This window comes from Williamsia muralis (assembly GCF_051487485.1).
Lineage (GTDB): Bacteria > Actinomycetota > Actinomycetes > Mycobacteriales > Mycobacteriaceae > Williamsia > Williamsia muralis_B.
Genome location: NZ_JAHVCV010000001.1, coordinates 445,963 through 472,826, shown reverse-complemented (window position 1 = coordinate 472,826; position 26,864 = coordinate 445,963). Strand labels below are relative to the sequence as shown.

Sequence of the window (26,864 nt, the reverse complement as noted above, 5' to 3'; positions counted from 1 at the left end):
CACTCGACGTGCCGGCACCGGCCCCATGGTGATCGACGTATCGTGCTGACACTCCGGCCGGCAGTTGCGTTGGTGGGCGCGGCCCACGTGATCCCGGCCCTCGCGGTCACCGCGCTGACCGCGGCTGTCGCCTTCGCCGCCGACGTCGAGGCCCGGTTGATCTTCATGTTGATGGTTGCTGTCTTCAGCGGTCAGCTGATCGTCGGCTGGACCAACGATCTCATCGACCGGGACCGCGACCGGCAGGTCGGCCGCACCGACAAACCGCTGGCCGCCGGCCACCTCAGCTCCAGGACGGTGACCGTTTCGGTTGTCATCACTGCGGTGGTGTGTGTGGTCGCCTCGCTGGCGTGCGGAGTGGCACCGGGACTGGTTCACCTGATTCTGGGCGTCGGGTCTGCGTTGGCCTACAACTCAGTACTCAAGTCGACGGTGTTCTCCTGGGCTCCCTACTTCGTCGCGTTCGGTTCACTACCGGTGGTCGTGATGCTGACCGCCGAGCCGAGTCATCTGCCGCCACTGTGGATGGTCGCGGTCAGTGGACTGCTCGGCGTGGGGGCACACCTGCTCAATGTGGTGCCCGACCTCGGAGACGACGCCGCCACCGGCATCGAAGGACTGCCGCACCTGCTGGGCGCTCGAAGAATCCCCTATGTGGCAGCAGGACTGCTCGTGGGCGCCACGGCGATCGCGGTGATCGCCAACGCCCACATGCCATGGCTGTGGGCCGGACTCGGCGCGGTGGTTGTCATCGCGCTGGCGACGATGCGCGCTCCTGGTAGGACCCCGTTCTACGGTGCGATTGTCATCGCCGCGGTCGATGTCACCATGCTTGTGCTGATCGCGCGATGACACCCGAATCGCCGGCACGTCGCGCCTGATCTATCCGTCTGCACCCTTGCCCGCCAATACAGTCCGCAGGCGGTTGGTGTCTTCGGCGGTCCATCCTTCCGGCGACAGGATGGCGCTCCACGCATCGGCGATGTCGACGACGTACCTGTGGCCATGCCCGTCCGGGACACCTGTGGACACCGCCATGTCGGCAGCGACTTGTAGGAACGTCACGAACGGGAACCAGGTCGTGCTGTCCAACACGTCGTACCCGCGCTCCTCCTTCAGCCAATCCGGCTTCTGCAGGATCAGTTCAGGAGACCACCACACGATCGGGTCCGATGGGTGCTGCAGATAGATCATCCGGGGCCGGTCCCACACGGTGCCAGGGTGCGCGAGGTCTTCGGGAGCCCGCGCCCCGAACCGGACCGTCTCGCCTTCCTCGTATACCGGTAGCCATTCAGGAGAGCCCGGATCTCGGTTGGTCGTCACATCGGTCCATATCTCGTTCGCATTCGGCGGGCCCGTGAACAGCACGCCGTCGGTTCGTGCCGCGATGTCGTCGACGCTCCCGAATGCACTTTCTCCTCCGAATGATCCGAGGCTCTCGCCCATCACGACCAGCTTCGGGCGCGAGTCCGGTGGCAGCTTCTCCCAGATGTCGTACACAGCGTCGAACTGCGCCTCGCCGGCTTGCCCCGCACGTTCGCGGTCGACCAGAAAAGACAGCCAGCTGGGTAGGTACGAGTACTGCAGACCGACGATTGCGGTGTCGCCGTTGTACATGTATTCGAGTGTGGAGGCGAGACTTTCGTTGATCCACCCGGTTCCGGTGGTGGTGGCCACGCCGATCACCGCTCGGTCGAATCCACCCGTACGTAGGAGCTCTTCCGCTGCGAGCTGAGCGTTCTCACGAATCGTGTCGCCCCCGCTGGCGAGCCCCGCATACGTTCGAATGGCCTCGATCGCGGGACGGCCGTTGTTGAACGCCGACAGCTCCTCGACGGTTGGTCCTCGGGAGACGAACACTCGACCTTGGCGCCCCAACGAGTCCCACGACACCAATGAACCTGGCCCCCCTGACCGCAACGACGATGTGGGCGGCTCATCCCCTGCCTTTGTCTCCTCGTTGACAGCCGCAAACGAATCGTTGAGAGCCCCCATGATCGCTCGAACAGCCACGCCGTTGATCAGCGCGAACACCAGTGCCACCGTCAGCACCCCGATCACCGCAGCAGATATCCGCCGGGGGACCACTCGGCTCACCTTGCGCTCCACCCATCTGACTGCCCGCAGCAGGATTCGCGACAACGCCACCAACCCGACAAAGACCAGTATCGCCACCACCGCCATGACGAGATAGCCCGATCGCGGGAATGGTGCCGCACTCATGATCGCTCTCAACTCGGATTGCCAATTCGCGAACCAGATCAAAATCACTCCGGTGCCGACGATTCCGACAATCCATGCGATTCGACGTACTGCGACCTTCGCCCGCGGCGACGCTTCACGCTGCACCAGATGACGGACCAGTTTGGATCCGAGAAACCCGAATGCGTAACCTATTGCGGCCGAGCCTCCGGTCACCAATCCCTGAAAGAACGGTGCGCGTGGCAGAAGCGTTGGCGTCAATGACAGCCACACGAAGATCACAGCCACCACCAGCCCCCCGAACGCATAGCGATCCGGCAGGCAACGACGATAAAGCGGCGATCGGGTTGGACCAACGTCGCTCCCGAGTTCACCGTCGATCACATCGGTCGGCACCCGCTGAGTGTACCGCCGCAGGGCCTTTCGCGGTCGGGTTTGAGGGTCGATCTCGCTGCGCTGCTCGTGACCTACCCGTAGACGCACGTACCGCACCGCGACAAACTTCCGAATCAGACTCTTACACAGTGCCTTCGCGGATCCAGCTGAATCAGACGACGAATCTTTGTTTCCTGCTGCAAGATTGTCCACGCGGATGGAGCGGCACCGCTAACCCGTCAGTTGCCATGCAATCGCGGCACCGAGCGCCCCGGTGCCGTTCACGGCCCAGTGCAACGCAATCGGTACCAGTAGACTGTCACTGCGTCGCCTGAGCCAGATGAACACCAGCCCAGCACACATCGTGACGACAACCGCACCCGCGATGCCCACCAACTGTGCCATCAGTCCCGAACCCACGAGGTCTGTCAGACCCTCATTGCTTGCAGCCAGCCCGGTGGATGTTGCCATGTGCCACAGGCCGAACAGACTGGCGCCGATGACATATCCCGCGCGCGGGGACACAGCACGCTGCAGTGACGCATCGAGGGCGCCGCGGAAGAGCAACTCCTCCGGGATGACGGTCTGGAGCGGGATCACCAGCAGGGCGCCCCACACGGCGACCGCGACGGAGTCGTATCGATCGGACAGGTAGAAGCTTCTGGTGAGCGGGATGATGGCGCCGCCGATGGCAATCACCGCGACAGCCAACAGGATGGGCAACGCGTACCTGGCACCGCGCTTGAATTGGTCACGGGCAAGGCCCATTTCGCGCCAGGTGAACCCACGCCACCGCATGCACGCGATCACGGCGATCGAACCGAGCGGAACCACCAGGTACGCAGCATTGTCGACGGTGAAGTGCGCCAACACATTGATGATCGCGAGTGCCCCGACCACCATCGCCACGTCGCGCATCATCGCACTCTATCGCTCGACGGATCCAATCGATCAGGACTCCCGTCAACCCTTTGTCGCACAGCTTTTTTCGGAGTCTATGGTGAGCCCTCCCAACTCATCTGCTGATGGGTCGGCGCAACTGGTGAACTGAACTCACGCGGAAACCGGTCATGCAAGGCCATGATCTGTCGTTCCAATTCCGCTATCTCCTGGTGGACGGCAAGCGCGCGCGTTCTGTGCGATTCGCGACTGGCAGCCCACTCGAGCCGCCTGATCCATCCCTCGAGTTCTTCGGCGAGGTATCGTGCCTGCGCGCCATCAGCGTCTTCGCTGTACGTCGGTCGCGCGTCCAGCTCCGCCGGTGACAAGAAGTAGGCCCGCGGCTGTAGGCGTCGCTGCGACATCGGCGGGATGCAGCGGCGCAGCACGGCTCGGTCGAGATCAGAAGTGGACTTCTCCAAAGACGTCATCAGGCACTCCCTCTCGAGCGGAGTCTAAGTATGGTGAAGGTGTCGCCGAGTTCCCCTCACCTTTTCGGAATGATTCTGCTCGACAGAGGGTTTACGCCCATGCGACGTCTGGCATCCGCCTGATCCTCCGGCCGCGACGATAAGTCACCGACTGTCTCGCCAGCCGACGAGAACGGCATGTACCGCTTCTGCGCCGCGGAGCTCGTCCGGTGGCGCGGGGAACTCTCGCGGGTACAGCAAGAACGGTTCGCTCTGAGGGCCGCCCATCCCGCCGTGGGACCCCACCTGCTCCTCGAAGGCTGCAACCTCGTCGGTTTCCGGCCAGTACCTGCCCCCGACCATGATGTCGGCCACGTTGTCGAAAGCGGTTGTTCTACGGATCTTGTCGAGCGCGCCGTCACCGAAGACAGTCAGTGGATCGGTACCTTCGACGGCCCCCGTGCCGACGTCGACCGACCCATCGGCGCCGAGGACCACCGCCTCCGTCGGCGAACGTGCAACAAGTAGAAATCCGACTCCGGGGTGCGCGCGCAACGACGCGATGAATCCCGGGTAGGTGTCGTCGATGACGTCAACGGTCGCGCGGCCCGGAATCTCCGGGAAGCTGATCAAACCGAGATTCCCCGAACCGAGTACCACCGGAAGGCCTTCATCCGCTGCCTTCTGTTGTTCGGGTTCTTTCGGCGGCCGAACACTGGCTACGGCGTAGTCGGCGCCTTCGCCGGACGACCGCGATTCGCCACTGCTCACGAATGTCGCCGCTCCGCACAGACGCAAGACAACCTGCTCCAGTGTCTCGCCATAGCGTTGAAGGAATGTCGCGCCCTGGCTTTGTCCGTGATCGGACAAGATGACCACCCGGTATCTCCGGTCGGCCTGCGCAATGACAGCAAGGAGCATCTCGATCACGCCGTCGATCTTGGTGAGAACCGCCAGGGTTTCGGGTCGTGAGATACCCGAATGGTGCGAGACCTCGTCGTAGCCGATCAAGTCGACATAGATGATGTTTCGGCCACGGATGAGGTCGCCGACGACGGCCGCTGTTGTCACATCGGCTGCCAGGACGTTGGCAAAAGCGCGCACAAACGGATAGCTGCCGCCACGGCGGACACGCGGTCGAATATCGGCTCTACGCTGAGCCCAGGCCTGGCGATACTCCCGCTGAAGTTCGGCCACCATCCCGAGTAGCGTCCGTAGCGCGCTGGACGGATCGCCGAAGTATGACGAATACCCTGCGTCGCCCCCGAGGCGAGCGCCTTTGAGCCGACTGACGACCAGAACGTTGTCGTCTGCTCCACCGGTGAACAAGTTGCCGCGACTGGCACCACCGTCTGACAGAAGTCCGGGTATCCCCGACCGCTCGATTTCTCGTTCCTCGTTGTCACGCGGATTGCTGAAGACGGCGATCTTTCGATCGGTCTTGTCGTACCAGCGAAACGCCGGCACATTGTGGTTCGAACCATGGAGGATGCCGAGTTGACTTGCGCCTGTCTGGCTACTCCAGTCGGTGTGCCAGCGCATCAATGTGTGAGTGTCGCGAACCATCGTGGCGAGCCCAGGCGTGACACCGTCTGCAATGGCCCTCTGGAGAACGCCGTGCCCGAGGCCGTCGATCTGAATACACAACAGACCGGGCTCGGTGTCGACCGGCGTGTGATTACGCCGAAGTCGTTGTCGCCGAACCTGCATCAGGCTGTAGGCCCTGTTCGACCGTGAAGCGATCGCGCCGCCGACGAAGGATGTGACCAGGGACAGTAGAGCGGCTGCCATGACGGCGTCCCAGATGTTCTCGACCGAGGCCAAGGCAACGATGTTGAGGGTCAGCACCATGATGGCGCCGCTCACCGCGAAGACAACAAGAAATAGAACTGCGGGTCCTATCCACGACATCAGTCGGATGATCACCGGCCACAGGATTGCGTTCAGCACACCAAAAACCAGTCCTACTGCCAACGCAGACGGCAACTTTGCCAACACCGGGCCACCGGCGTCCACCGAACTCAGTGAAATACCGTCGAACACCGTATCCAGCACGAGGATCGCGATCGCCGACGACAGCCACAACACAAGGAACTCGACGAGAAGACCGATCGTCGTGGCTGCGGTGCGCATGGCATTCCCTTCGGCCTGATATCTGGGATCGTAGTGTGCGTGGCCGAGATACAGAGCGAAACGAATGGCGAGAAGGCACGTGGTCCGGTCCTACAGTGGCTCGGGCACGCGAGCATCTTTCTCGAAGATCGTGGCACCACAGTGCTGACCGATCCACTGCTCACCGCTCGTGTTGCGCATCTGAGGCGCCGGCGCGGACCAGTTCCTGTTCTGTCGGCAGTTCACGATCCGGATGTTGTCTTGTTGTCTCATCTGCACGCGGACCACACGCATTTGCCGTCGCTGCGCCTGCTCTCGGACCGCGTTCCGATCGTGGTGCCCGCCGGTGCCCCCGACGCGCTACCGAAACTCCGTGAGGTCGGAGCGCAACTGATCGAGGTGGGGCCGGGCGACCAGGTGACGATAGGCGGGTTGTCCGTGCTGGCCGTGCCGGCAGACCACGATGGTCGGAGGTGGCGCCGCGGGCCGCAGAAGGTCCCCGCGCTGGGCTACGTGATCGACGGCGACAAACGCACCTACTTCGCCGGCGACACAGACCTCTACGGAGACATGGCCGCATGGATATCGGATGTCGACCTGGCTTTGCTCCCCGTCGCCGGGTGGGGGCCCACATTGGGTGCGGGACACATGGATCCGGCCAGGGCCGCGCTCGCGGCAGAGGCAGTGTCGGCCCGCCGCGCGGTGCCGATCCATTTCGGGACGCTGTGGCCGATCGGTATGGGCAGGGTTCGGTCGTCGTTGTTCCATGGCCCAGGCGCCGAATTCGTGCGATTGGCCGAGATTGCCGGACTGAATGCAACAGAAATGCTCCCTGGCAGCACAATTCGCATATAGGCCGGCGGCCGTGAATACTGTTCTCACCCCCGTGCGTTGCGCCCTGTTCAGCAGGTGTACGAGGACTAGTTAGTACGAACCACTAATTGAAATACCCGTTGCTGGTTTCGAATTGGACACGATGTCCCCAAATCGAGGGCCGGATTTGTCGCGTTGACCTAGCGGTATGGGTGTCCGACTCGCTAGGCTCAGCACGCGTGTTGCTTACCCGCGTCACGCGACATTGGGAGCTGTCATGAAGCCGTCGATCGAGCCGCCACCGACAGGACACCAGTTCCTGCGGGGCGCGATCTCTCGACTTCGTGTGAACAGATTGAGCGAAGCAGCGCACGAACAGATCGACGAGATCTCCGAAGTCCGGATCCACGACCTCATCGAGGCTGTTCTCCTCGTCACCGCCGATCTCGACCTTGGGGCCACTCTTCGGTCCATCGTGAGGTCGGCCATGAAACTGGCCGACGCACACTACGGCGCGTTGGGTGTGTGGGGTGCGGGCGAGAGCTTCGACGGGTTCATCCACGAGGGCATCGACGAAAAGCGAGTGGCAGAGATCGGCGCGCTGCCGACGGGCCGTGGGGTGCTGGGAAAGGTCGCCGGAGCAGATGTGTTGCGACTCCACGACTTGTCTCGACACCCCGACTCGTGTGGCTTTCCAGCGCACCATCCACCGATGTCCACGTTCCTCGGAACCCAGATCCGAGTTGGTGACGATGTGTTCGGAACGCTCTACCTGACCGAGAAGCGTGGCGGACGAGACTTCACCGAGGACGACGAGGCAATCATTCGTACACTCGCTGCGGCCGCAGCCATCGCGATAGACCACGCACGCGCGCACGAGGAGGCCCGATCTCGGTTGGCCTGGATCGAGTCGATCCGCGACATTCGCGCGGAGCTGATGGCCGGCACCGAGATGACCAGTGTTCTTTCGATGATCGCGCGCGGATTGTTCAGCCTCACCGATGCCGACGCAGTCCTCATCGCTCAGCCCATGGACGCAGAAGACCCCCGCGACACGATCGGCGAGCTGATCATCACGGCGACCGAGGGCAACGCCAGGTCGGGCTTGCTGGGTAGAGCCATCGACGTTCGTCACGTCGCTCCCGGCCTCGGTTACGCCACCCTGAAGCCCGCCCTCCGCGACAACCTGGGGATTCCCGCCCTGGCCGGCGAGTCCGGCGTGGACGGCCCGGCGATGGTTGTACCCCTCGACACGGGTGAGTCCATCTACGGAATCTTCTTGGTGGCCCGAGGGCATGGGAAGCGCCCGTTCACACATGAGATGTTGAACTTGTCCTCGGAGTTCGCAGTGCAGGTTGCGCTGGGGATGTCGATGGCCGCCGCAGTTCAACGGAGCCGAACACTCGAGGTGCTTGCCGACCGCGAACGTATCGCGCGCGTCCTCCATGACCACGTCATCCAAAGGATCTTCGCGGCCGGGATGAACTTGCAAGGCACGTTGCAGCGCACTCATTCACCGCCTGTTCAGCGCCGCCTGACCGAAACCGTCAACGATCTGCAGGACATCATCCAGGAGATCCGAACCACCATCTTCGACCTCCAGCCCGACGGTCGAGAGTCGACGCGGTTACGTCAGCGGATACACGAAGTAATTGATCAGCAGACCCGCGATTTTTCCGGGAGGACGTTCGTCCGGATGTCGGGACCTCTGTCCGTGGTCGCCCCTGGCCTTGCCGAACACGCGGTGGCCGTCGTGCGGGAAGGCGTGACCAATGCAGTGCACTACGCCGAGCCGGAGACGATAACCGTGATCGTCTCTGTCGAGGACGACCTCGTGATCGAGATAGTCGACGACGGTGTGGGAGTCGGCGACGACGTCACTCCCAGCGGCTTGACCAACCTGCGTAACAGAGCGCGAGAACTCGGGGGTGATCTGACCTTCACCACGACCTCGAACGGATCGGGCGTTGCACTGAAGTGGTGGGCCCCACTCGATCAATGAACAATCCGGATCATCGCTCGCGATCTCTTCGATCGGCTGCGAGCTTGGCCGCATAGATTCCGGCTTGGGTCCGACGCTCCATTCCCAATTTCGAAAGGATCCTGGAGACATAGTTCTTCACCGTCTTCTCGGCGAGATGCATTCGCTCTGCAATCTGACGATTGGTCAAACCCTCGCCCAGCAAGGTGAGTAGCGTCCGCTCTTGTTCGGTCAGTCCATCGAGCCGTCCCGCGGCATTGTGGCCGGTTCGCACGCGGTCCATCAAGGCTGCCGCCGCCCTGTTGTCCAAGAGCGATTTGCCTGCTCCCACGTCACGAATTGCTTTCGTCAAGTCCATTCCGGTGATGTCCTTGACCACATACCCGCTTGCGCCGGCCATGATCGCGTCCACCATCGCCTGGTCATCTGTGTACGAGGTGAGCATGAGGCACCGCAGGCCATCAAGTCTGGCAAGCAGCTCCCTGCACAGATCGATGCCGCTACCGTCAGGCATCCGGACGTCGAGTACGGCGACATCTGGTTTGAGCGCTGGTACGCGGGCTCGAGCCTGAGCGCATGTGCCAACATCTCCGATGACGGACAGTTCCGCGTCGGAGTTGATGAGCTCGATGAGTCCACGACGAACAACTTCGTGGTCATCTGCCAAGAACACTGAGATGATGGCTGTACTCCTAGCGAGTCCGAGCCGCCGCTGCCTGTCTAGTGTAAGCCAGGCCCTCGATCCCAGACGGGTAAACAAGATTGCGCTGCTGTCCACAGTTGATCCAGGCCGAGAATGCGACGTTGACGTGGATCGATCTGCACCCCTCGAGCGTTTCGAGTTCCATCAGGATCCCCCGGCAATGGTCGGTGAAGATTCAAGCGCTTCCAATACTCCCGCGAGTGAACAATTCCGGCTAGGGCCAAAGGTCCCTCGACGGGCCGTGGTGGACTGAACAACGCTCAGCAGAAACTATTCGCGGAACGCCGCCGGAGGGCCATTCGTCCCGGACTGATGTGACTTTGTGCCCTGGTACCGACCGGCGGACAAGTGGTGGACTGATGGTACCGGTCGGAAACACCGGTCGGCCCGAGAGTTCAGAGAAGCGGGGACGCGATATGTGGGATTCTTTCTGGGACTTCATGTGGTACACCATCATCATCTTCGCGTTCGTCGCCTACTTGATGATTCTGTTTCATGTCGTGGGCGATCTTTTCCGCGACGATTCGATATCGGGCTGGACAAAGACGGCGTGGATACTGTTCTTGGTTTTCATCCCGTACATTGCCCTGTTCGTCTACCTCATCGCTCGCGGCAAAGGCATGGCACAACGATCGGTGGCTGCGCAGGAAGCGGCGCGCGAACAAGCAGACCAGTACATCCGAAAGGCTGCGGGGACATCGGCAGCGGATCAAATCTCCACTGCCAAGGGCCTACTCGACGAAGGCGTCATCGACCGTGCCGAGTTCGAGCAGCTCAAGAGTGCTGCGATGAGCGCATAGAGCACGATCGCACGAACACACTGCCAAGTGGTCGGAAACGCGCCTCGGTATGCCGAGGCCGCGTTCCCGACCGCGCCATCACCATCGGGGAGGTGAATGGATTGCCATGCCGACAACTCAGAGCATCATTCGCGTACACAGAAGCCGAACCGAGGTGCCGTCCCTCAATCGGCCAATTATCCACCGCCCCAGGCTGTTGAAGGTACTGAACGGCGCGGTGTCCAACGCGCAGCAGCGGACCACCCTGGTCACAGGGCCTGCCGGATCGGGAAAGACGACGCTGCTCGCCGACTGGGTTTCCCAGCGTCAGACAAGTGCAATACCCGTGGCCTGGCTGACGATAGACGACGCCGACAACAACGTCGAAGCGTTCTGCGCATCTCTCCGGCAAGCTGTCGGGCTAGCTGTCGATTCATCGGTCTCCGAAGCCGGCCTGCGCGTTCTGAACGCGGAAGACTCGGAATATCAGGACCTCAGCGTCCGGTTGAGTGACGTGCTCGACGCCAGCACCGACGGTTTGTGCCTGGTCGTCGACGATGCCCACCTGTTACGGGAGTCGGCGTCTTTGAAGCTGCTGGCACGCGTGATGCGTTGGGCGCCCGACAATGTCCACATAATAATCGCCGGCCGGTTCGAGCCATCGCTGATGCTCTACCGGGCACGCCTGTCGTCGTCGCTGGCAGAAATCGACGGGCGCGCACTGGCGTTCCGCGAGGAAGAGGCCGCCGAGCTGTTCGAACAGCAGGGCGCCGAACTTCCGACCGCGGGGCTTCACACGCTCATGATGTGGACGGAAGGGTGGGCAGCCGGTCTGCAGTTGGCGGCACTGGGATCATCCGGTGCTTCGTTCGCTTTCGAGGCGCCTGTGGACTTCGTCGGTGACGGTAAGCACCTGACCGACTATGTGGTAGGTGAGTTCCTGGCGGTTCTGACCGAACCCGTCAGGCAACTGTTGGTGATGACCTCCATCTTCGAAACGTTTTCGGCGGAGTTGGCGGTGGAGCTCTCACAGAACCCAAGGGCTCAGCACATACTTGATCAGTTGGCCCACAACGGATTCCTGCTCGAGCGATCGCACCGTCGCCTGGTGGTGACTTACCGCCTGCACCCTCTGGTTCGTCGGCAACTGCGGGCCGAGGTCAAACTCCTCGACCCTCAGGTTCGGAAACGGGTCGAAACAGACTCGGTGGCATGGCATCTCGAGATGGGTCAGCCGATCGAGGCGTTCAGGTGCGCGATCGAGACCGGTAACGGGCCGTTGTTGCTCGACGTTGTCGAACGATGCGGCATCGAAGTGCTGATATCGGCCGGAGACGAACTGCTGCAGATGCTCGATCGAGCTCCGGTGTCGACGCAGAAGACCAATGTGATGAGCCTGATGGCGGCCTCGGCCCACATCGGGAACGGGGATCTCGCCGCTGCTTCGGCAATGTTGACCATGACCGATACCAGAGCCTGCTCGGAACACACTGCCACCGAGGCGATCCTGCACGAGACGCTGCGTATGCAGGTCGCTCTGTGTGGCGATCCTGTGAAGCCGGCCGATGTCGAGGTCGAGCTGGCTCACCTCGTAGGACTCGTCGACCAGACGGGCTCAGAGATAACCCCCGACGGGCAAGCGTACGGGTTACTTCATGCGGCCGTCGCCGAAATGCTCTTCGATCGGCTCGACTCGGCCGAGCGCAAGGTGATCGGCGCGCTGGGCCGCGCGCAGGTTTCGGGATCCAGTGCGGCTCTGATGCACAGTTACGGAGCGCAGTCGGTGCTGTTGTTGATGCAAGGCAGGCTTTCTACGGCGCTTCTGGCCGCCGAGAACTGCATCGAGGTGGCCGGCCGCCTCGATGCGGTGCAATCCGTCACCGCGGGCCTCGCCATCCTTGTCAGCGACTACGTTAGACATCAGCGAGTTGAGGCCATCCCGGTACGTCCGACCCAGGAAGGCCCCGATCTCGCCGGTAGTGCTTTCCACGTCATCTCCGAGGCAGCGCTTCGGACGGAAGCTCTGCTCATGACTTCTCGACCCGATTCTGTATCCCGCGGGCGTCTGACCCCAAATCATCCGCCCGAGCACGACTGCCTGCCGAAGAGTCTGCACGCCTTGTTCGCAGCCGAATCACAACAACTCCTGTTGGTGGGCGGCAACTATTCACAGGCGCATCAGTACGCAACCTACGTCCGTGCGCTGTTGCCGGGGAGTGCCGAAGGTGCGGTCCTCACCGCGATGCATCGACACAGCGTCGGTCGGACGGGTCCAGCCGAGGCGGCGCTGGCCCCGGCCATCGACGGGTTGCCCTCGGCGCACCCCGTCACAACCGTCTGGACACACCTGATGCACGCCGTGCTCATAGAATCGGTGGATCCGAACCGGACGTTTTATGCACTGTCTGCCGCACTCGAAGCAGCAGAGAAGGAGCAGATCTCACGACCGTTCTGGTTCCTTCGCTCGCCCGTCAGGTCTCTCCTTGTCCGCCATCGCGGCCGGTTCGGTGCTTCGGAGGCCTACGCGGTCCATCTGCGGTCACTCATAGACGAGGCGTCTGCACCGAGCGTCTGTCTGAGTCCACGCGAGCTGGACGTATTGCGCGAGTTGGCATCTTCGCGGCCGGCAAGCGTCATCGCGGCTGATCTGTCGATATCGGTGAACACCACCAAGACTCATCTGCGTGGCATCTACCGGAAGCTCGGCGTATCCAACAAGTGGGACGCGCTGACAGTTGCGCAGAACTCGGGATTGATCTAGATCCCGTTCGGGGCCCTGCTCTCGAAACTGGAGAGCCGCGTGTTCACCCCAAAATGATGATGTGGACCCGTCGAGGTGTGAACACACTGAGATGAGGCCGCAGTACGCGGGAGCCGGGTATGACGTCGAGTCGTGTGTTGACACCTGAGGTGCTCGCGATCCGGGCGGTGGCGACAAGGCGTATGGACCTACGCCATTCAACGTAGAAGGACGATCGCGATGACTCTGTCGACCGACCACGCGACTTCGGCGGACGCGGTGACGTCCGAGCTCCCCAAGCCGGGACGCGAAGCTCGTCTCCTTGTCCCGCGTCGGGAGCTGGGGACCTGGAACCCCAAGGAACGGGGTCACGATCCGCTGCAGACGATCCTGTCGCAGAGTCAGCTACGTGCACCCGACCTGTTACCGATTCGTCATGGGCGGATGGGACTCTCGCCATGGACGTACTACCGAGGCGCTGCAGCAGTGATGGCGGCCGATCTCGCATCCACTCCTCACACGGGGATCATGGTCCAGATGTGCGGGGATGCGCACGTCCTGAACTTCGGGATGTGGGTGTCTCCCGAGCGGAGTCTGGTCTTTGATCTGCGAGATTTCGACGAGACCCTTCCCGGCCCATTCGAATGGGACCTGAAACGGTTCCTCGCCAGTCTCGTCATTCTCGCACGAGACAACGATGTCCCGGAAACGTTGGCTCACAAGGCAGTTCGCGCCGGGTACCGTAACTATCGTAAACATGTCCGCAGATACGCCGAGCTTCCGCACATCGACGTCTGGTACAGCAGGATCGACGTAGACGACCTCTTGCACTACGCGAGAAAGGACACCGAGGCGGATCTGGACGCGGTGATCAAGAACAAGGCAAAGAACCGCACCAGCCGCGGGGTGTCCAAGAAGCTGATAGACGATGTCGACGGGCGTCGGATGATCACCGAGGACCCGCCCTACCGGACCCACCGGCTGAAAGGAGATGCCGAAGAGATCCTTCGTGAGGTGCTGAGCCGCTACCACGAATCGGTGCCAGACCATCTCAAAATGCTGCTGTCACATTACGATGCGGTCGACGCTGTTCGACAGGTCGTCGGTGTCGGGAGCGTTGGTATGCGTGTGTTCCTCACCTTGCTCGAAGAGCGGCGGACACGGGACCCTCTGTTCCTTCAACTCAAACAGGCCGGCCCATCGGTGTACGAACAGTTCTTGGGTCGTAGCCGGTACGAGAACCACGGGGCGCGAGTTGTTTATGGACAGCACCTGATCCAGAGTGCCACCGACATCTTTGTCGGATGGACTTCGTTCTGGGACATGGACTTCTACGTACGCCAGTTCCGAGACGGCAAGGTCATTCCCAAGGGCACCGGTGTGGCGCCGCAGTTGCCGCAGTTCGCCGCAGCCTGTGGTCATGCTCTGGCCCGCGCGCATTCGCGAAGCGGTGACGCGTCCGCCATCGCAGACTACCTCGGTGGCAGCGACACAGTCGAAGATGCGTTGGTCACGTTCGCGGCGTCCTATGCGGATCAGAACTCGGCCGATCACGCTCAGATGGCCCGCGCCATCGAGAACGGCGACATCCTCTCCGAACGGGGGTGGTCGGATGTGCCGTGACCCATGCACCCGTCGGCCGAGAGGCAGCGTAGGATCCACGCGGCCGTGAGCTGAGGATGCCGCAAGACTCGTAAATTGCTGGAACCCCAGGGAACCACCGGCCCGATGACTTTGCCGACGTTGTGTCAGCATTTCGGTGCGGGCCGGAGATCACTCGTTTCGGGTGAGTCGACATCTTCTCGCGCATGCCACAGTGACACATCTGCATCACAGGCGTCAGCCCGGCTCCGGGCGAGCGGAAGGGGTATCGATGTCTGTGTCCGCTCGACCGAGTGGTCCCCATTCAGAGGTGGCGGGTAGTTCAGCACTGGTTCTCGCGGTTTTGGCCGCCGGACAATTCTTGATGACGCTGGACAGTTCGGTGATGAACGTGTCCATGGCGACGGTGGCCAACGATCTGAACACCACCATCACCGGTATCCAGACCGCAATCACGTTGTACACCTTGGTGATGGCAACTCTGATGATCTCCGGTGGCAAGGTCGGAACCATCATCGGGCGTCGAAGAGCCTTTGCGATCGGCCTGGTGATCTACGGTGCCGGTTCCATGACCACGGCTCTGGCACCCAACCTGCCTGTCCTGCTGATCGGTTGGTCATTACTCGAAGGGGTGGGTGCCGCATTGATCATGCCGGCGATCGTGGCTCTGGTTGCCGCCAACTTCGTTGCCGCAAAGCGTTCTGCGGCATACGGTCTGGTCGCGGCGTCGGGCGCGATGGCCGTTGCAGCGGGCCCGCTGATCGGCGGCGCGGTGACAACATACGCATCATGGCGCTACGTCTTCGCCGGCGAGGTTGTCCTGGTGATCCTGATCCTTCTCGTACTGAGGCGAATCAAGGAGGTTCCGCCTGCGAAAGTCAGCCTCGACCTGGTCGGGTCGGCCCTGTCGGTGGCAAGTCTGGGGATGATCGTGTTCGGGGTGCTGCGTTCGAGCCAATGGGGATGGGTGATGGCCAAACCCGGCACCACACAGGTGTTGGGACTGTCGCCGGTGATCTGGCTACTGGTCGCCGGACTCGCCCTGTTGTACGTCTTTCTCCGGTGGCAGAGTCATCTTGCAGACACCGGGGGCGAGCCCCTCATCGACCCTCAACTTCTGCGCAATCGTCAACTCGCGGGCGGGTTGATGATGTTCTTTGCTCAGTTCACCGTGCAGGCAGGTGTCTTCTTCGCGGTGCCGCTTTTCCTCTCTGTGGTGCTCGAACTCAGCGCCCTCGACACCGGCATACGCCTGATCCCGCTGTCCATCGCGCTGCTCGTGGCCGCAGCGGGGATACCGAAGTTCCGCCCACAAGCCGACCCGCGCAGGGTGGTTCGACTCGGCCTCGGTTCCATGATCGTCGGAATCCTCATCCTGGTCGGCGGCTTGGACCCCGCTGCCAACGCGGGAATCGTCGCGATTCCCATGCTGCTGATGGGATTGGGACTGGGCGCTCTGGCTTCGCAACTGGGCGCAGTGACGGTGTCGGCGGTACCCGATTCGCAGAGTGCCGAGGTGGGTGGGTTGCAGAACACCGCCACCAACCTGGGGGCATCACTGGGCACCGCGTTGATCGGATCGGTGTTGATCGCCACACTGACCACGTCGATCATCACCGGGGTACAGGACAATCCGGATGTCCCGGCACCGGTCAAAGAGCAGGCCACATCCGAACTCGTCACCGGTGTTCCCTTTGTCTCGGACACTCAACTCGAGGCTTCCCTCGAAGATTCAGCGGTGCCGGACACACAGAAGCAAGCCGTCGTGGATCTCAACTCCGAGTCCCGGCTCAGAGCGTTGCGGGTTGCGTTCTCACTGGCCGCGCTGCTGGCGATCGTCGCGTTGTTCTTCACCGGCGGGATCCCCCGTCAACCGATAGGCGCATCAGCTGCCGCCACTGCGCCGGGTCCCCGCCCTGCACCTTCGTGATACTGCCTGACCCAGGCCCTGACTTCGCAGCTGTCCTAAAGCTCATCGGAGGGCCGGTTCGACGTCCGGTCAGGCAGACCAGCCCATCGGACTGGCCTCGTCGGCCTGCTCCAGCCGTTCCGTCACGGGGAAGTCGAACGCGGTGGGCAGCGCGGAGACGACACGCTTACCCGGCTCGTTGACGCGCTGCCCCAGCTGCTCCCGCGCGCGGCGTTCGACCAAGAGCGGTATGAAGTCTCGGACGTGAGCGTCGTCGAAGCGCGCGTATATCGACTCGACGAGGCATTCCACATCGGCCACCGGGATCTCGGGATGACAAAGAGCCAGACGTTCGGCGATCTTGGCGATCTGTCGGTGTTCGCTGTCAGGCTTCTCGACCATGTGCTGATTTCCCTGCTGGCTCCGAGGGCCCCGGGTCGGGATTCGATGTAGCTGAATCGACTGTGCTCGATGGACCCGCCGCGGATTCTGCCGGAGAGGGGTTCTGTACAACTGCCGGCCGCGCAACGAGTTCCACGATGACCATGGCGATCACCGCGATGAGAACGGTCGCCATCACCACCAGACCGGACGGGTAGTCCCAGAACACCAGGACAGCGATAGCCACAGCAACGATGCTGAGCCGCAACGGCATCCGATACTTCGCCGCAAAGGTTTCGACCGGGTGAGGCGTACGTGTACCTCTGCCGCGCAGGGAGTCCACCGCTTTCGAGTATGCACCGCGGACGGCGGTTGCAGAACGTGAGGACCCGCTCAGGTACCCGACCAGCGCGACCACGATCCCAACAACCGCCAGGGCACGGAGCATGCTGCGCAGTGGCACCAAGACAGCATCGATCAACGCCTCGGCGGCTCCAGGCGAAAGCACGTCGGCAGGAACCGCGTCGAGGTACAACGACCGGCCGATGCTCAGCCCGATGGCCAGCACCACCATGGCCAGCGCGATCGAGACACCGACCAAGGACACCGCACGTCGCCGAGATCCCTTGGGCGCAGCCCAGACCGCAGCCACCGCCACGAGCAAGGTCAGCCAGGGAAGGATCGTGGACGCCTTGTCGAGCGCAGAGACTGCGTTCTGCGCCTTGACGAGATCCGGCGACCGGAAGATCACAAACGATTTGTCGACGTTCGGAATATTGTCCGCGAACGCAAACCCACGATCCTTGAGGCGGTCTCGCACGTTTGCGACTATCGGCTCGAGGGCGATGCTCACGGTGCCCGAGTCGTCCACGACGATCGCGGCCCGCTCCTCACCGGTCAACAGTTTCACCAGGGCCTCGTGTGCCTGCTTGTTGGCCTGTATCCAGAGTTCCTCGAATTGGTCTGAGGCCAAGAGCGATCTCACGGTTTGGTCGATGAACGATTCGGCCTGTTCGGTCAGGACCGGAGCGAGCCCGACCACCGCCGGAGGGACGTTCGGCGCATTCTGCGTGAGTGCAACAAGCGCCTCTCGCGTGACCTCTGCGATGTTTCCGCGCTCCATGATCGCCGCGGTGATCTGGGTTGCGAGTTCGTTCTGAAGTGTGGTGTTGCCCGCGAGCGGGGACACTGTTTCGACGTATCGGTCGGTGTCCAAAACCTCGCTGCGCGCAAAGCGGGCGAGCACTCCCGAGATGGCCAGTGCCGCAACGATGATGAGCAGCAGAATGGTCGCCGTCCACCGCAATGTCCGGCGGTTGTTCGATCGATCGGTGCCCGCACCCCGCTGTCCGTCGAATTGGTCGCGCCGGCCGTCCGCAACCTGTCGGCGTAAACGTTCGAGCTCGGCTCGCTCGGCACGATCGAGCGGTTGATCGGCCTTGATAGCCATCATGTTTGCCCCACATCGTCGAGGAAGGTGTCCGACTGCAAACGACCAGCGCGCCCTTGTAACTCTTCGTCCTGCCACCCGGATCTGCATCATCCCTTTGGGATGAATCGGGCCCTACAACCACGGCGCCGGCGGACATACATTGCGGTGCGACGCAATGTGGTTGCGAACGTATATCTGGTGTTCACCCTTTCAGACACCCAGCAGGGATCACGCCGTCGACGTGCTCCCACGACGCCAAGCCAATTGGCTCAGACGAACCCAGTCCATCGGCGGCTCAGCAGCGCGGACCGCGGGGAGGTTCCGGGGCAATCTCACGCGAAGTGCCCCAGGTTCGATCGTGCACCGGACGGGACTGGTGAGCATCAACGTCTCGCCGTCCACACCCACCGGGACATCGGCGGTGTTCGCCTCGATGACGACCTCGGTCGCTGTGTGTTGGGTCAGACCCCGCACCTTTGCGCGGCGCAGCAACCCGACCGCCTGTCGAGTGTTGGCGACTGACAACGTCACCACGCCCAGGACGCCTCGGTCGAGCCGCGCCCGCCGGCTCAAGCCCGCCAGATCCCCGGTGCCGTAGGGGTTGTTGCTCACCAACACTGCTTGGGGTCCGGTCACCGTCAGGTTCCCGAATCGAGCGGTCAACCGTGACCCCGTGTGTTCTGCAAGAAGGTCTGGGATGGACGAGAGCACCGTGCCGGCCTTGTCGTTCCTATACGCCGGGCTACGTACGATCTCGGCGTAGACACCGAACGATGCGTTGTTCACAAACGGCCTGCCGTTGATACGCCCAAGATCGACCGGCACGTCGACGCCGTCGCGCAGGGCATCCAGGGAACGGCTCGGATCGGCGCGATCGAGTCCGAGGTCCATGGCGAAGTGGTTACGAGTCCCCGCGCTGATCACCACAAACGGCACGTTGTGCTCGGCGGCCACAGCGGCGACGAGAGCCTGGGTACCGTCGCCACCGGCCACTCCGAGCAGATCGGCGCCACGGTCGATCGCGTCCTGCGCCAAGGCGGTGACATCCACCATGGCCGGCCCCCCGAGCAGAGCAACCTCGGCACCGAGTTCCTCGGCCTGACGTTGCAGGTTGAACTTCGCCACTTTCCCACCGCCGGAATGGGGGTTCATGATGACAAAGGGCTTCTCGGCCTTGGGGGCTGACGTCTTACGTGTCGAATCCGACGACGGTTTGTGCAGCGCCGCGCGGGCGCAGAAGACGGTCAGCAGAGCCATCACGCAGGCCGACATCACCGCTGCCAGCAACTCGGCGCGGACGAACACGATCAGCACGGCGAGAGGAGCGATCACTGCGATTGCGGTGGAGATCCACCGTAGGAATCCCCGACTGGACAGGACCCAGTACAACGCTGCTGTTGTCACGACGACTGCGGCAACACTGACCAGCAGAACACCGATTGTGCTTGTCAGCCCGGCCCACAACAGTGGAACCGCTGCGGTCAGGAATGCGAACAAGAACGCGGCGCGGGCCCACCACCGGCTTCCGCTGGTCTCGGACGTCATGACATCGTGCCGCTTGTTGTTCATGGTCGCTCCGTGAAGTCACTGATATGGCCGGTTCGGTCGGCGAATGCCTGCACCGCGTTGTCGAGTGTCGGATAGAAATGCGTTGTGTCGAACCGGTCGCTCAGGCCGTACCTGATGAGACGGTCTTTGATGGGTCCCTTCATCTCGGCGAAGACCAACCGGATGTTGTTCGTCTCCAGGTAGGTGTCGAGGTCGACCAGCTCGTCGACAGCCGTGGTGTCGAGGCCGGTGATCGGTTCTGCCGCAATCACAACCCACTCGACAGGTTCCGCTGCCTGCGCCACGAGGGTGCGCACGTACTGGTCGAAGATCTCACCATTGGCAAAGAAGAGCGGGGCATCGAACCGCACCAGGATCAGTCCCGGAATACGCTGACCGTCAGGATGACGTTGCACGTCATGGAAGCCAGGGCGATCAGCTGTCTGCACCAGTTCGGTGCGATAGGGCTGCCACGCTCGCGCCACCACAGCCACGAAGGACAAGCCGATGGCCACCAGAATCCCCTGCAGCACTCCGACGAGTGCGACCCCTAGGAAGGCGGCCGCGGCGAGGCTGAACTCGACCGAGCTCATGCGCCACATACGCACCATGCCACCCACGTCGATCAACGCGGTGGCCGCCACGATGACAACGGCGCCGAGGGCCGCGTCGGGTAGATAGCTAGTCACATCGGGCGCCAGCAGGATGAAGGCCAGCACCGCCGCCGCACCCACCACACATGCCAACTGGGTTTTGGCGCCGCTCTGTTCGGCCACCGGCGTCCGAGAACCGCTGGCCGACACCGGGAATCCACCCAGGAAGCCGCCGGCGATGTTGGCCGCACCGACGGCTTTCATCTCGGTGCTGCCGTTCACGTCTTCACCCCGCCGCGCTGCGAACGTGCGCGACAGCACACCCGTGTCCGCGAATGCGATCAGAGCGATGCCGGCAGCGGGACCGACAAGGTGACCCACGTCGGCCCAACTGACCCCGTCGAAAGACGGGAGAGGAAGACCTTGCGGTAGTGCGCCGACCATCTCGATTTCGTCCTGCAACCCGAGGACCGCGGACACCACGATCGCCCCGACGACCGCCACGAGGACTCCTGGAATCACCGGTAGCCAGACACGGAAGGCAAGGATGACCGCCAGCGAACACAACCCCACTGCGGCGGCAACGGGGTCGACGTCGCCCGAGAACACCGCGCGAACTATTTCTCTGATCTCGGTCAGCACACCGTCTGCGTCGACGTCGAATCCGAGCAACTTGGGCAGCTGCCCCACGATGACGATGAGCGCGATGGCGTTCAGGTAACCGAGCCTGATGGGTTTCGACAGCAATTCGGTGACAAATCCGAGCCGGAGATAGCCGCCGACCAGCAGGATCACGCCGACCAGGACGCCCAGGATGCCGGCAAGGGCCAGCGCTTCTTCGGGGTCGTCGGTGACGGTGAGGGGAATGATCGCCGCGGCGATGAGCGGGGCCAGGGATGAATCCGGGCCGAGCACAAGGATTTTCGACGGTCCGACCAGCGCGTACACGAGAAGCGGCACAATCGTTGCGTACAAGCCTGCATAGGCAGGCAGGCCAGCCGCCTCCGCGTAACCCATTCCCGCCGGGATGAGCAGGGCGGTCAGGACGAGCCCCGAGGTCACGTCCGCTCGCAACCAGCCGCGGCGATATCCTCGGAGAGTCACCACCCCGGGGAGTTGCACTAGGCCGGCCATCCACGACATGATGCGTGCTCAGCGAACGCTACGGGGATTGACCGCTGCGGCAACGGTTATGGTGGGTGACAGGTCCGAGTGCCGGCGGCGGCGGATCAATTTCTCGGCCTCCACGACCACCGGGATGATCAACGCCCAGCCGAGGCAGGCCAACCACTGTCCGCCCGTCAACGGTGTCGTCATGAGCAAGTCCTGCAGGAATCCGAGCTCGACGGCGCATACCGTGACGATGACGGGTACCGACAGGATCTTCAGCGCACCCAGTATCGGTGGCACAAACCCTGATTCGGGGTCACGGCGCATGGTGAGCCCGGCCAGAACGGAACCGAGCGAAAGCACCACAAACGCCGTGGTCATCGGCACGCTCGCCTCTGAGGTGCTCATGTCTCCGGGCGCCAACAGCATCGCGGCCAGGGTGACGGCGAACTGCAGAACTCCGTAGAACAACCACTGCACCAATGCTTTTCGGTTCGAAATCGGTAGCCGCGGATCTCGTGGACGCCTGCTCATCAGATCGGGAGAGGGTGGGTCGAGCATGATGACCGCAACCGGGAACAGCGTGATGAAGAAATGCTGGAACAACACCATGAGGGGAGTGAGCGCGACCCCGTCGTTGATGTCGAACACACTCGCAGCCAGGAACAACAGGACGAGCGAAAAGAGTTTCGCCATCTGGTAGCGGATGTACGAGACGATCTTCTCGTAGATGTCCCGGCCCAATCGGATGGCGGTGATCAAGGTCCCGAAGTTGTCGTCGGTGAGCACCATCTTGCCGGCCTGTTTGGTGACCTCACTGCCGGAGCCCATGGCGACCCCGATGTCGGCCTTCTTCAGTGCGGCAGCATCATTGACCGCATCTCCGGTCATGGCCACCACGGCGCCGCGTTGCTGCATCACGCTTGCCAGACGCAGCTTGTCCTGGGGTGTGACCCTGCCGAAAACGTGCAGACGCGGAAGAGAATCGCCCAGTGTTTCATCGTCCATGGCCTGCAACTCGGCCCCGCTGACAGCCCCTGGGCCGAGACCGAGTTCGGCGCCGATCGCGGACGCGGTGATCGTGTGGTCTCCGGTGATCATCCTGACCTCGATGCCGGCCGCGTGAGCAGTACGCACCGCCTCGACGGCAGCCGGGCGCAACGGGTCGATGATGCCTACCATTCCGACGAAGGTCAGGTTTTTCACAAAGGACATCGGATCGGACCGGACCTCGTCCCTTCGCCCTTCGAGCCGACGTGCGGCGAAGGCCAGTACCCGAAGTCCCTTCTCGGACAACTCACGATTCACCCTGAAAAGCTCCTCGCGGACCGAGGCGATCGGGACCTCCCGGCCGTCGGCACCGACGGCGCTGCCACATCGCGCCAGCACCACATCGGGCCCACCCTTCACCAGTCCGACGAACCGCGTGGTGCCGTCGACCGGCAGGTCATGGAAGGTCGCCATGAATTTGTACGACGAGTCGAAAGGCACTTCGGCTACACGCGGATAGGCCATTCGCGTGCGAGGGGCGTCGACTCCCATCTTGGCGGCGAGCACGATCAGCGCGGCCTCGGTCGGGTCGCCCACCACCTCTCCCCCATCGGAGACGGTGGCATCACTGTCGAGGCACATCCCGTATGCAAGCAAGGTGAAATCGGACGGAGCCTCGCCTGCTGTCTGAGTTATTCTCCCGGTCTTGCTGTACCCCTCGCCTTCCACCGTGTACCAACGGCCGTGGAAATAGAGCGTTCTGACCGTCATTTGATTCATGGTCAACGTACCGGTCTTGTCCGAGTTGATCGCGCTGGTTGCCCCGAGGGTCTCGACGTCGGTCAGATTCTTGACAACGGCGTTCACGGCGGCCAGCTGTCGGGCACCGAAGGCAAGCATCGCTTGGACAAACGTGGGAAGGCCGGTGGGTATAGCCGACACACCCATGGAGATGCCGAGCAACAGGACCGTTGTCAGACTCTGGCCGCGGGCCACTCCGATGATCACGATCAGCGCGACTGCCGACCAGGCGATGATTCCGAGCACCTTGGTGAGGGTGTTCAGTTCCCGCTGAAGCGGTGACCGTCCGGGGCTGACGGCCGACAGCATCGAAGCGATCTGTCCTATCTCGGTGTTCATGCCCGTTTCGGTGACGATCATGGTTGCGGTGCCGCGCGTCACCGACGTGTTCTGGAAAACCATGTTGGTCCGGTCGCCCAATGGGACGTCAAACGCATCGAGGGACAGAGCGTTCTTCGGTACGGGTGCACTCTCCCCCGTGAGAGCCGCTTCCTGCGTTTCCAGCGTGGCTGTGGTCAGGAGCCGGCCGTCGGCCGGCACGATGTCCCCGGCCTCGAGTTGAACGATGTCTCCTGGGACCAGCTCCGTAGCGTCGAGGTTGCACAGAGTCTGGTCGCGGATCACCCGGGCCTGTGGCGTATGCATCTTCGCAAGTGCATCGATACTGTTGCGGGCCTTCAATTCCTGACGCGTCCCCAGTACCACGTTGAGCCCGACGAGCACGGCCACCACGATCGCGGTCGGGACTTCCCCGATCACGATGCTGACCACCGCCACCGCTATCAGCATCAGATTCATGAGGTCTTTGAATTGCGTCAGAGCTATCGCCCAGGGAGACAGAGCGGGCGCGGACGCTATCTCGTTGGCACCGAACTCAGATCGACGTTCATCGGCCTCACCCGATGTGAGACCCTCCAGGCGGTTCGACTCGGCGGCCGCGACAACGGCGTCGGCCTCCTGCGCGTACCAACCGACTTCTGTTCCAGCGGATTTCATGAAAACCATGTGCCGATGCGCCTTCCGGGTCAGTCCTTCAGTACGGTGTCGGGATCCAGTGCAACGGTTGCGTCGGCGCCGTATAACCATGAGGTCGTTGCCGTTCCGGCAAAGTGACGTCCGGGCGTTCTATGTGTTCGTACGGAACTTGGCTCAGCAGATGGGTGATGATGTTCAACCGTCCGCGCTTCTTGTCGTCGTTGTTGGCCACAAACCAGGGCGCCCAGCCGGTATCGGTCAGATGAAACATCTCGTCGCGGGCGCGGGCGTAGTCGTACCAGCGACTGTACGAGGCCAGATCGAGGTCCGACAGCTTCCAGATCTTGCGTGGATCGTCAATCCTGCTGCGTAAACGAGCCGTTTGTTCAGCCTCATCCACTTCCAGCCAGTACTTGATGAGGATGACGCCCGACTCCACGATGGCGTGCTCGACCATCGGGATGATCTGCAGGAAATGCTTGGCTTCCTCCTCTGTGCAGAAGCCCATCACCCTTTCGACGCCGGCCCGGTTGTACCAACTGCGGTCGAAGATGACGACCTCTCCGGCAGCGGGTAGGTGAGGCAGATACCGCTGGACGTACATCTGCGACCTTTCACGCTCGGTCGGAGCTGTCAGTGCCACCACCCGGAAGACGCGCGGGCTGACCCGTTCGGTTATCGCTTTGATGACACCACCTTTTCCGGCGGTATCCCGGCCTTCGAACACGATGCACACTCTCGAGCCGGTTACCTTCACCCATTCTTGAAGTTGTACGAGTTCCCCGTGAAGCGGCCGGATCAGTTGACGGTATTCCTTGTTCTTCATCGCCTTCGGGACGTCTGCGGCAGCACCGGTCGACGCGGTGAGCGCCGACCGGGACTGTCGCTTCGTCTTCTTGCTCACGGTGCCACCTGCAGTCTGACGTCGCTTACAGGCGATCCATGCGGTCGGGGCTCCACGTGGTCACGGCCCAGATGATTACGACGTCGAGTGCGATCAACACAATCGACCACACCGGGTAGTAGGGCAACCACAGAAAGTTCACGATGATGGACACAGACGCGATGACAATCGCACCCACTCGCGCCCACAAGGCACCGGTGTACATGCCGCACCCGATCGCTGCGCCGACCAGGCCGAGTATCAAAACGATCCAACCCCAGGTGGTCAGGTCGAACTTGTACACGTAGTCGATGCCGGCCACGAAGATCTCGTCGTTCGCCAGTGCTGAGATGCCCTGGAAGATACCCAGAACCGACACAACCAAGAGAAGGGTCGCGGCGGCGAAGTTGGTTCCGGCTGCAAATCCCTGTCTCGCCGGGTGGCGATCGTATTCAGTAGCAGTAGTCCGCTCGGCCGAAGTCATCATTTCCTCCATCGAAGTGGGAACCTGTCAATGCAAGTCTGCGCGGACCTATCCTCGCGTTCTTCACCCATTCAGGATGAAAATGCGGCGATGGCTGGCTTCGAAAACTATTCCAGCGCAGTGATATAGGACCAGGCCAGTATTCGCACTTGTCATCGACCGTGCTCACGGCAGCGAGAAAGAACGTGGCGTCGTGCGCGTCGAGGACGGAATCACGCCGTGAGCACCCCGCCGCAACAGTCCTCAGGTGGAGAGGATTTTTGCTTTTTCGGCCGCGAACTCGGTGTCGGTCAAGATGCCCTGCGCCTTCAGGTCGGCCAGTTCTTTCAGCGCGTTGATACGGTCCGTGCTTGTGGGGGTTCCCGAGGCCGCGGTCGGCGCCTGGGGTGCCTGGGGGGGCTCGGCGTATTGCGGAGGTTGCTGCTGCATCCCCTGCCCGCTCCAGCGACGCCCCTGGCGCCGCGACACCCGATTCGATACCGAGGTCGCCGTGCCCGCGATGACCGCGGTGCGTGCGACTCCTCGTAGCAGTCCTGGCATGGTTGTGCTCCTTGGTCAGGCGTCGAGCGCGTCGAGGGAGGCCAAGATGGCCTGTGTCGGAATGCGGCCACTGGCCACCAGTTGAGCTCCGTTACGACGCAGCGCGGCCGCAAACGGTGCTGCCCAGCGGTTCTCGTACACCAACACCGCTGCAGACGAGCCGGCCTCCATCGCCGCGGCGGCCTCATCGAGGTCAGAGTGCTCCAGCAAGCCGGTCCTGGCTTCGGCGAACAGGGTGATGTCGAGTTCTCCGTCGAGGCCGACTTCGTCGATCGACAACCCGGCCACAGACCCATCAAGGTCTTTCCGGACGAAGGTCAGATCAAGAACTCTGATTATCTGGCGTTCGATCAAGTCGAGAAGTAAGGGGAAAGCAGAGCCGTCCGGTGGTCTGTCGGCAGGGAATTCGACGACGAGGTAATCGATCGGGCCCACGTCTTCACCGTCGTTCTCGGTCATCAGCGCTCTTTCGTTGTCGTGAATGGGCTCGTCAGGTTCTATCGAGGCCGCACAGCCGATGTTGTCAGCCTCGCGATGTCCGTTCTTCACCCGTTTTGGATGA

General features: G+C 62.4%; 21 protein-coding genes. 7 read left to right on the top strand and 14 right to left on the bottom strand.

Translation table 11 applies throughout. The annotated features are described in order from the left end of the window. The first annotated feature begins 42 nt into the window (after nt 1-42). Complete coding sequence (locus KXR83_RS02315) at nt 43-852, top strand: UbiA family prenyltransferase (protein WP_437423410.1); 810 nt, start codon at nt 43-45, stop codon at nt 850-852. 30 nt (nt 853-882) lie between these two features. On the opposite strand, the gene KXR83_RS02310 is transcribed toward KXR83_RS02315, so the two are convergent. From KXR83_RS02310 to KXR83_RS02295, 4 genes are all read right to left on the bottom strand, one after another. Then, a complete protein-coding gene (locus KXR83_RS02310; protein ID WP_437423409.1) occupies nt 883-2,598 on the bottom strand; it encodes an alpha/beta hydrolase in 1,716 nt (571 codons plus the stop codon). Nucleotides 2,599-2,808: 210 nt separating this feature from the next. Next, the gene (locus KXR83_RS02305) at nt 2,809-3,495 is read right to left on the bottom strand and encodes a CPBP family intramembrane glutamic endopeptidase (RefSeq protein WP_437423408.1); all 687 of its coding nucleotides are present in this window, start codon (nt 3,493-3,495) and stop codon (nt 2,809-2,811) included. Between the two features lie 77 nt (nt 3,496-3,572). After that, the gene (locus tag KXR83_RS02300; RefSeq protein WP_437423407.1) at nt 3,573-3,947 is read right to left on the bottom strand and encodes a hypothetical protein; all 375 of its coding nucleotides are present in this window, start codon (nt 3,945-3,947) and stop codon (nt 3,573-3,575) included. Between the two features lie 144 nt (nt 3,948-4,091). After that, nucleotides 4,092-6,059 carry an alkaline phosphatase family protein gene (locus tag KXR83_RS02295; protein WP_437423406.1) on the bottom strand — a complete coding sequence of 656 codons (1,968 nt, stop codon included), beginning with the start codon at nt 6,057-6,059 and terminating at the stop codon, nt 4,092-4,094. A gap of 48 nt (nt 6,060-6,107) precedes the next feature. On the opposite strand from KXR83_RS02295, the gene KXR83_RS02290 reads away from it, so the two are divergent. Both KXR83_RS02290 and KXR83_RS02285 read left to right on the top strand, forming a co-directional pair. Beyond that, complete coding sequence (locus KXR83_RS02290) at nt 6,108-6,893, top strand: MBL fold metallo-hydrolase (protein WP_437423598.1); 786 nt, start codon at nt 6,108-6,110, stop codon at nt 6,891-6,893. Between the two features lie 235 nt (nt 6,894-7,128). After that, a complete protein-coding gene (locus tag KXR83_RS02285) occupies nt 7,129-8,853 on the top strand; it encodes a GAF domain-containing protein (RefSeq protein WP_437423405.1) in 1,725 nt (574 codons plus the stop codon). 10 nt (nt 8,854-8,863) lie between these two features. Here the strand turns inward: KXR83_RS02285 and KXR83_RS02280 are convergent, their stop codons facing one another. Further along, nucleotides 8,864-9,514: a response regulator transcription factor gene (locus KXR83_RS02280; RefSeq protein WP_437423597.1), complete on the bottom strand. Its 651-nt coding sequence runs from the start codon at nt 9,512-9,514 to the stop codon at nt 8,864-8,866. Nucleotides 9,515-9,951: 437 nt separating this feature from the next. Between KXR83_RS02280 and KXR83_RS02275 the strand changes: the two genes are divergently transcribed. The 4 genes from KXR83_RS02275 to KXR83_RS02260 all read left to right on the top strand — a co-directional run bounded on the left by KXR83_RS02275 (nt 9,952) and on the right by KXR83_RS02260 (nt 16,586). Then, nucleotides 9,952-10,335: an SHOCT domain-containing protein gene (locus KXR83_RS02275; RefSeq protein ID WP_437423404.1), complete on the top strand. Its 384-nt coding sequence runs from the start codon at nt 9,952-9,954 to the stop codon at nt 10,333-10,335. Nucleotides 10,336-10,531: 196 nt separating this feature from the next. Beyond that, nucleotides 10,532-13,075, top strand: a complete 2,544-nt coding sequence (locus KXR83_RS02270) for a LuxR C-terminal-related transcriptional regulator (RefSeq protein WP_437423403.1) — start codon at nt 10,532-10,534, stop codon at nt 13,073-13,075. Between the two features lie 219 nt (nt 13,076-13,294). Continuing rightward, the gene (locus KXR83_RS02265) at nt 13,295-14,677 is read left to right on the top strand and encodes a DUF2252 domain-containing protein (protein WP_437423402.1); all 1,383 of its coding nucleotides are present in this window, start codon (nt 13,295-13,297) and stop codon (nt 14,675-14,677) included. 250 nt (nt 14,678-14,927) lie between these two features. Beyond that, nucleotides 14,928-16,586: an MFS transporter gene (locus KXR83_RS02260; RefSeq protein ID WP_437423401.1), complete on the top strand. Its 1,659-nt coding sequence runs from the start codon at nt 14,928-14,930 to the stop codon at nt 16,584-16,586. A gap of 69 nt (nt 16,587-16,655) precedes the next feature. Here KXR83_RS02260 and KXR83_RS02255 read toward each other — a convergent pair whose 3' ends face one another. The 9 genes from KXR83_RS02255 to KXR83_RS02215 all read right to left on the bottom strand — a co-directional run bounded on the left by KXR83_RS02255 (nt 16,656) and on the right by KXR83_RS02215 (nt 26,761). Next, the gene (locus KXR83_RS02255) at nt 16,656-16,967 is read right to left on the bottom strand and encodes a three-helix bundle dimerization domain-containing protein (protein WP_437423400.1); all 312 of its coding nucleotides are present in this window, start codon (nt 16,965-16,967) and stop codon (nt 16,656-16,658) included. Further along, complete coding sequence (locus KXR83_RS02250; protein ID WP_437423399.1) at nt 16,951-18,399, bottom strand: hypothetical protein; 1,449 nt, start codon at nt 18,397-18,399, stop codon at nt 16,951-16,953. Before KXR83_RS02250 ends, KXR83_RS02255 begins: the two co-directional genes overlap by 17 nt. A gap of 207 nt (nt 18,400-18,606) precedes the next feature. Next, nucleotides 18,607-19,947: a diacylglycerol/lipid kinase family protein gene (locus KXR83_RS02245; RefSeq protein WP_437423398.1), complete on the bottom strand. Its 1,341-nt coding sequence runs from the start codon at nt 19,945-19,947 to the stop codon at nt 18,607-18,609. Next, a complete protein-coding gene (locus KXR83_RS02240; protein ID WP_437423397.1) occupies nt 19,944-21,662 on the bottom strand; it encodes a SulP family inorganic anion transporter in 1,719 nt (572 codons plus the stop codon). The genes KXR83_RS02245 and KXR83_RS02240 overlap by 4 nt, the downstream gene beginning before the upstream one ends. 9 nt (nt 21,663-21,671) lie before the next feature. Beyond that, nucleotides 21,672-24,425 (bottom strand): cation-translocating P-type ATPase, encoded by a 2,754-nt coding sequence (locus KXR83_RS02235; RefSeq protein WP_437423396.1) that lies wholly within the window; start codon nt 24,423-24,425, stop codon nt 21,672-21,674. A gap of 28 nt (nt 24,426-24,453) precedes the next feature. Beyond that, nucleotides 24,454-25,299 (bottom strand): polyphosphate kinase 2, encoded by an 846-nt coding sequence (gene ppk2, locus KXR83_RS02230; RefSeq protein ID WP_437423395.1) that lies wholly within the window; start codon nt 25,297-25,299, stop codon nt 24,454-24,456. A 25-nt stretch (nt 25,300-25,324) separates the two neighbouring features. Beyond that, nucleotides 25,325-25,762, bottom strand: a complete 438-nt coding sequence (locus KXR83_RS02225) for a DUF7144 family membrane protein (RefSeq protein ID WP_437423394.1) — start codon at nt 25,760-25,762, stop codon at nt 25,325-25,327. A gap of 243 nt (nt 25,763-26,005) precedes the next feature. Beyond that, nucleotides 26,006-26,302: an SHOCT domain-containing protein gene (locus KXR83_RS02220; protein WP_437423393.1), complete on the bottom strand. Its 297-nt coding sequence runs from the start codon at nt 26,300-26,302 to the stop codon at nt 26,006-26,008. A gap of 15 nt (nt 26,303-26,317) precedes the next feature. Then, entirely contained in the window at nt 26,318-26,761 is a 444-nt protein-coding gene (locus KXR83_RS02215) for a DUF6325 family protein (protein ID WP_437423392.1), read from the bottom strand. Nucleotides 26,762-26,864: the final 103 nt, after the last annotated feature.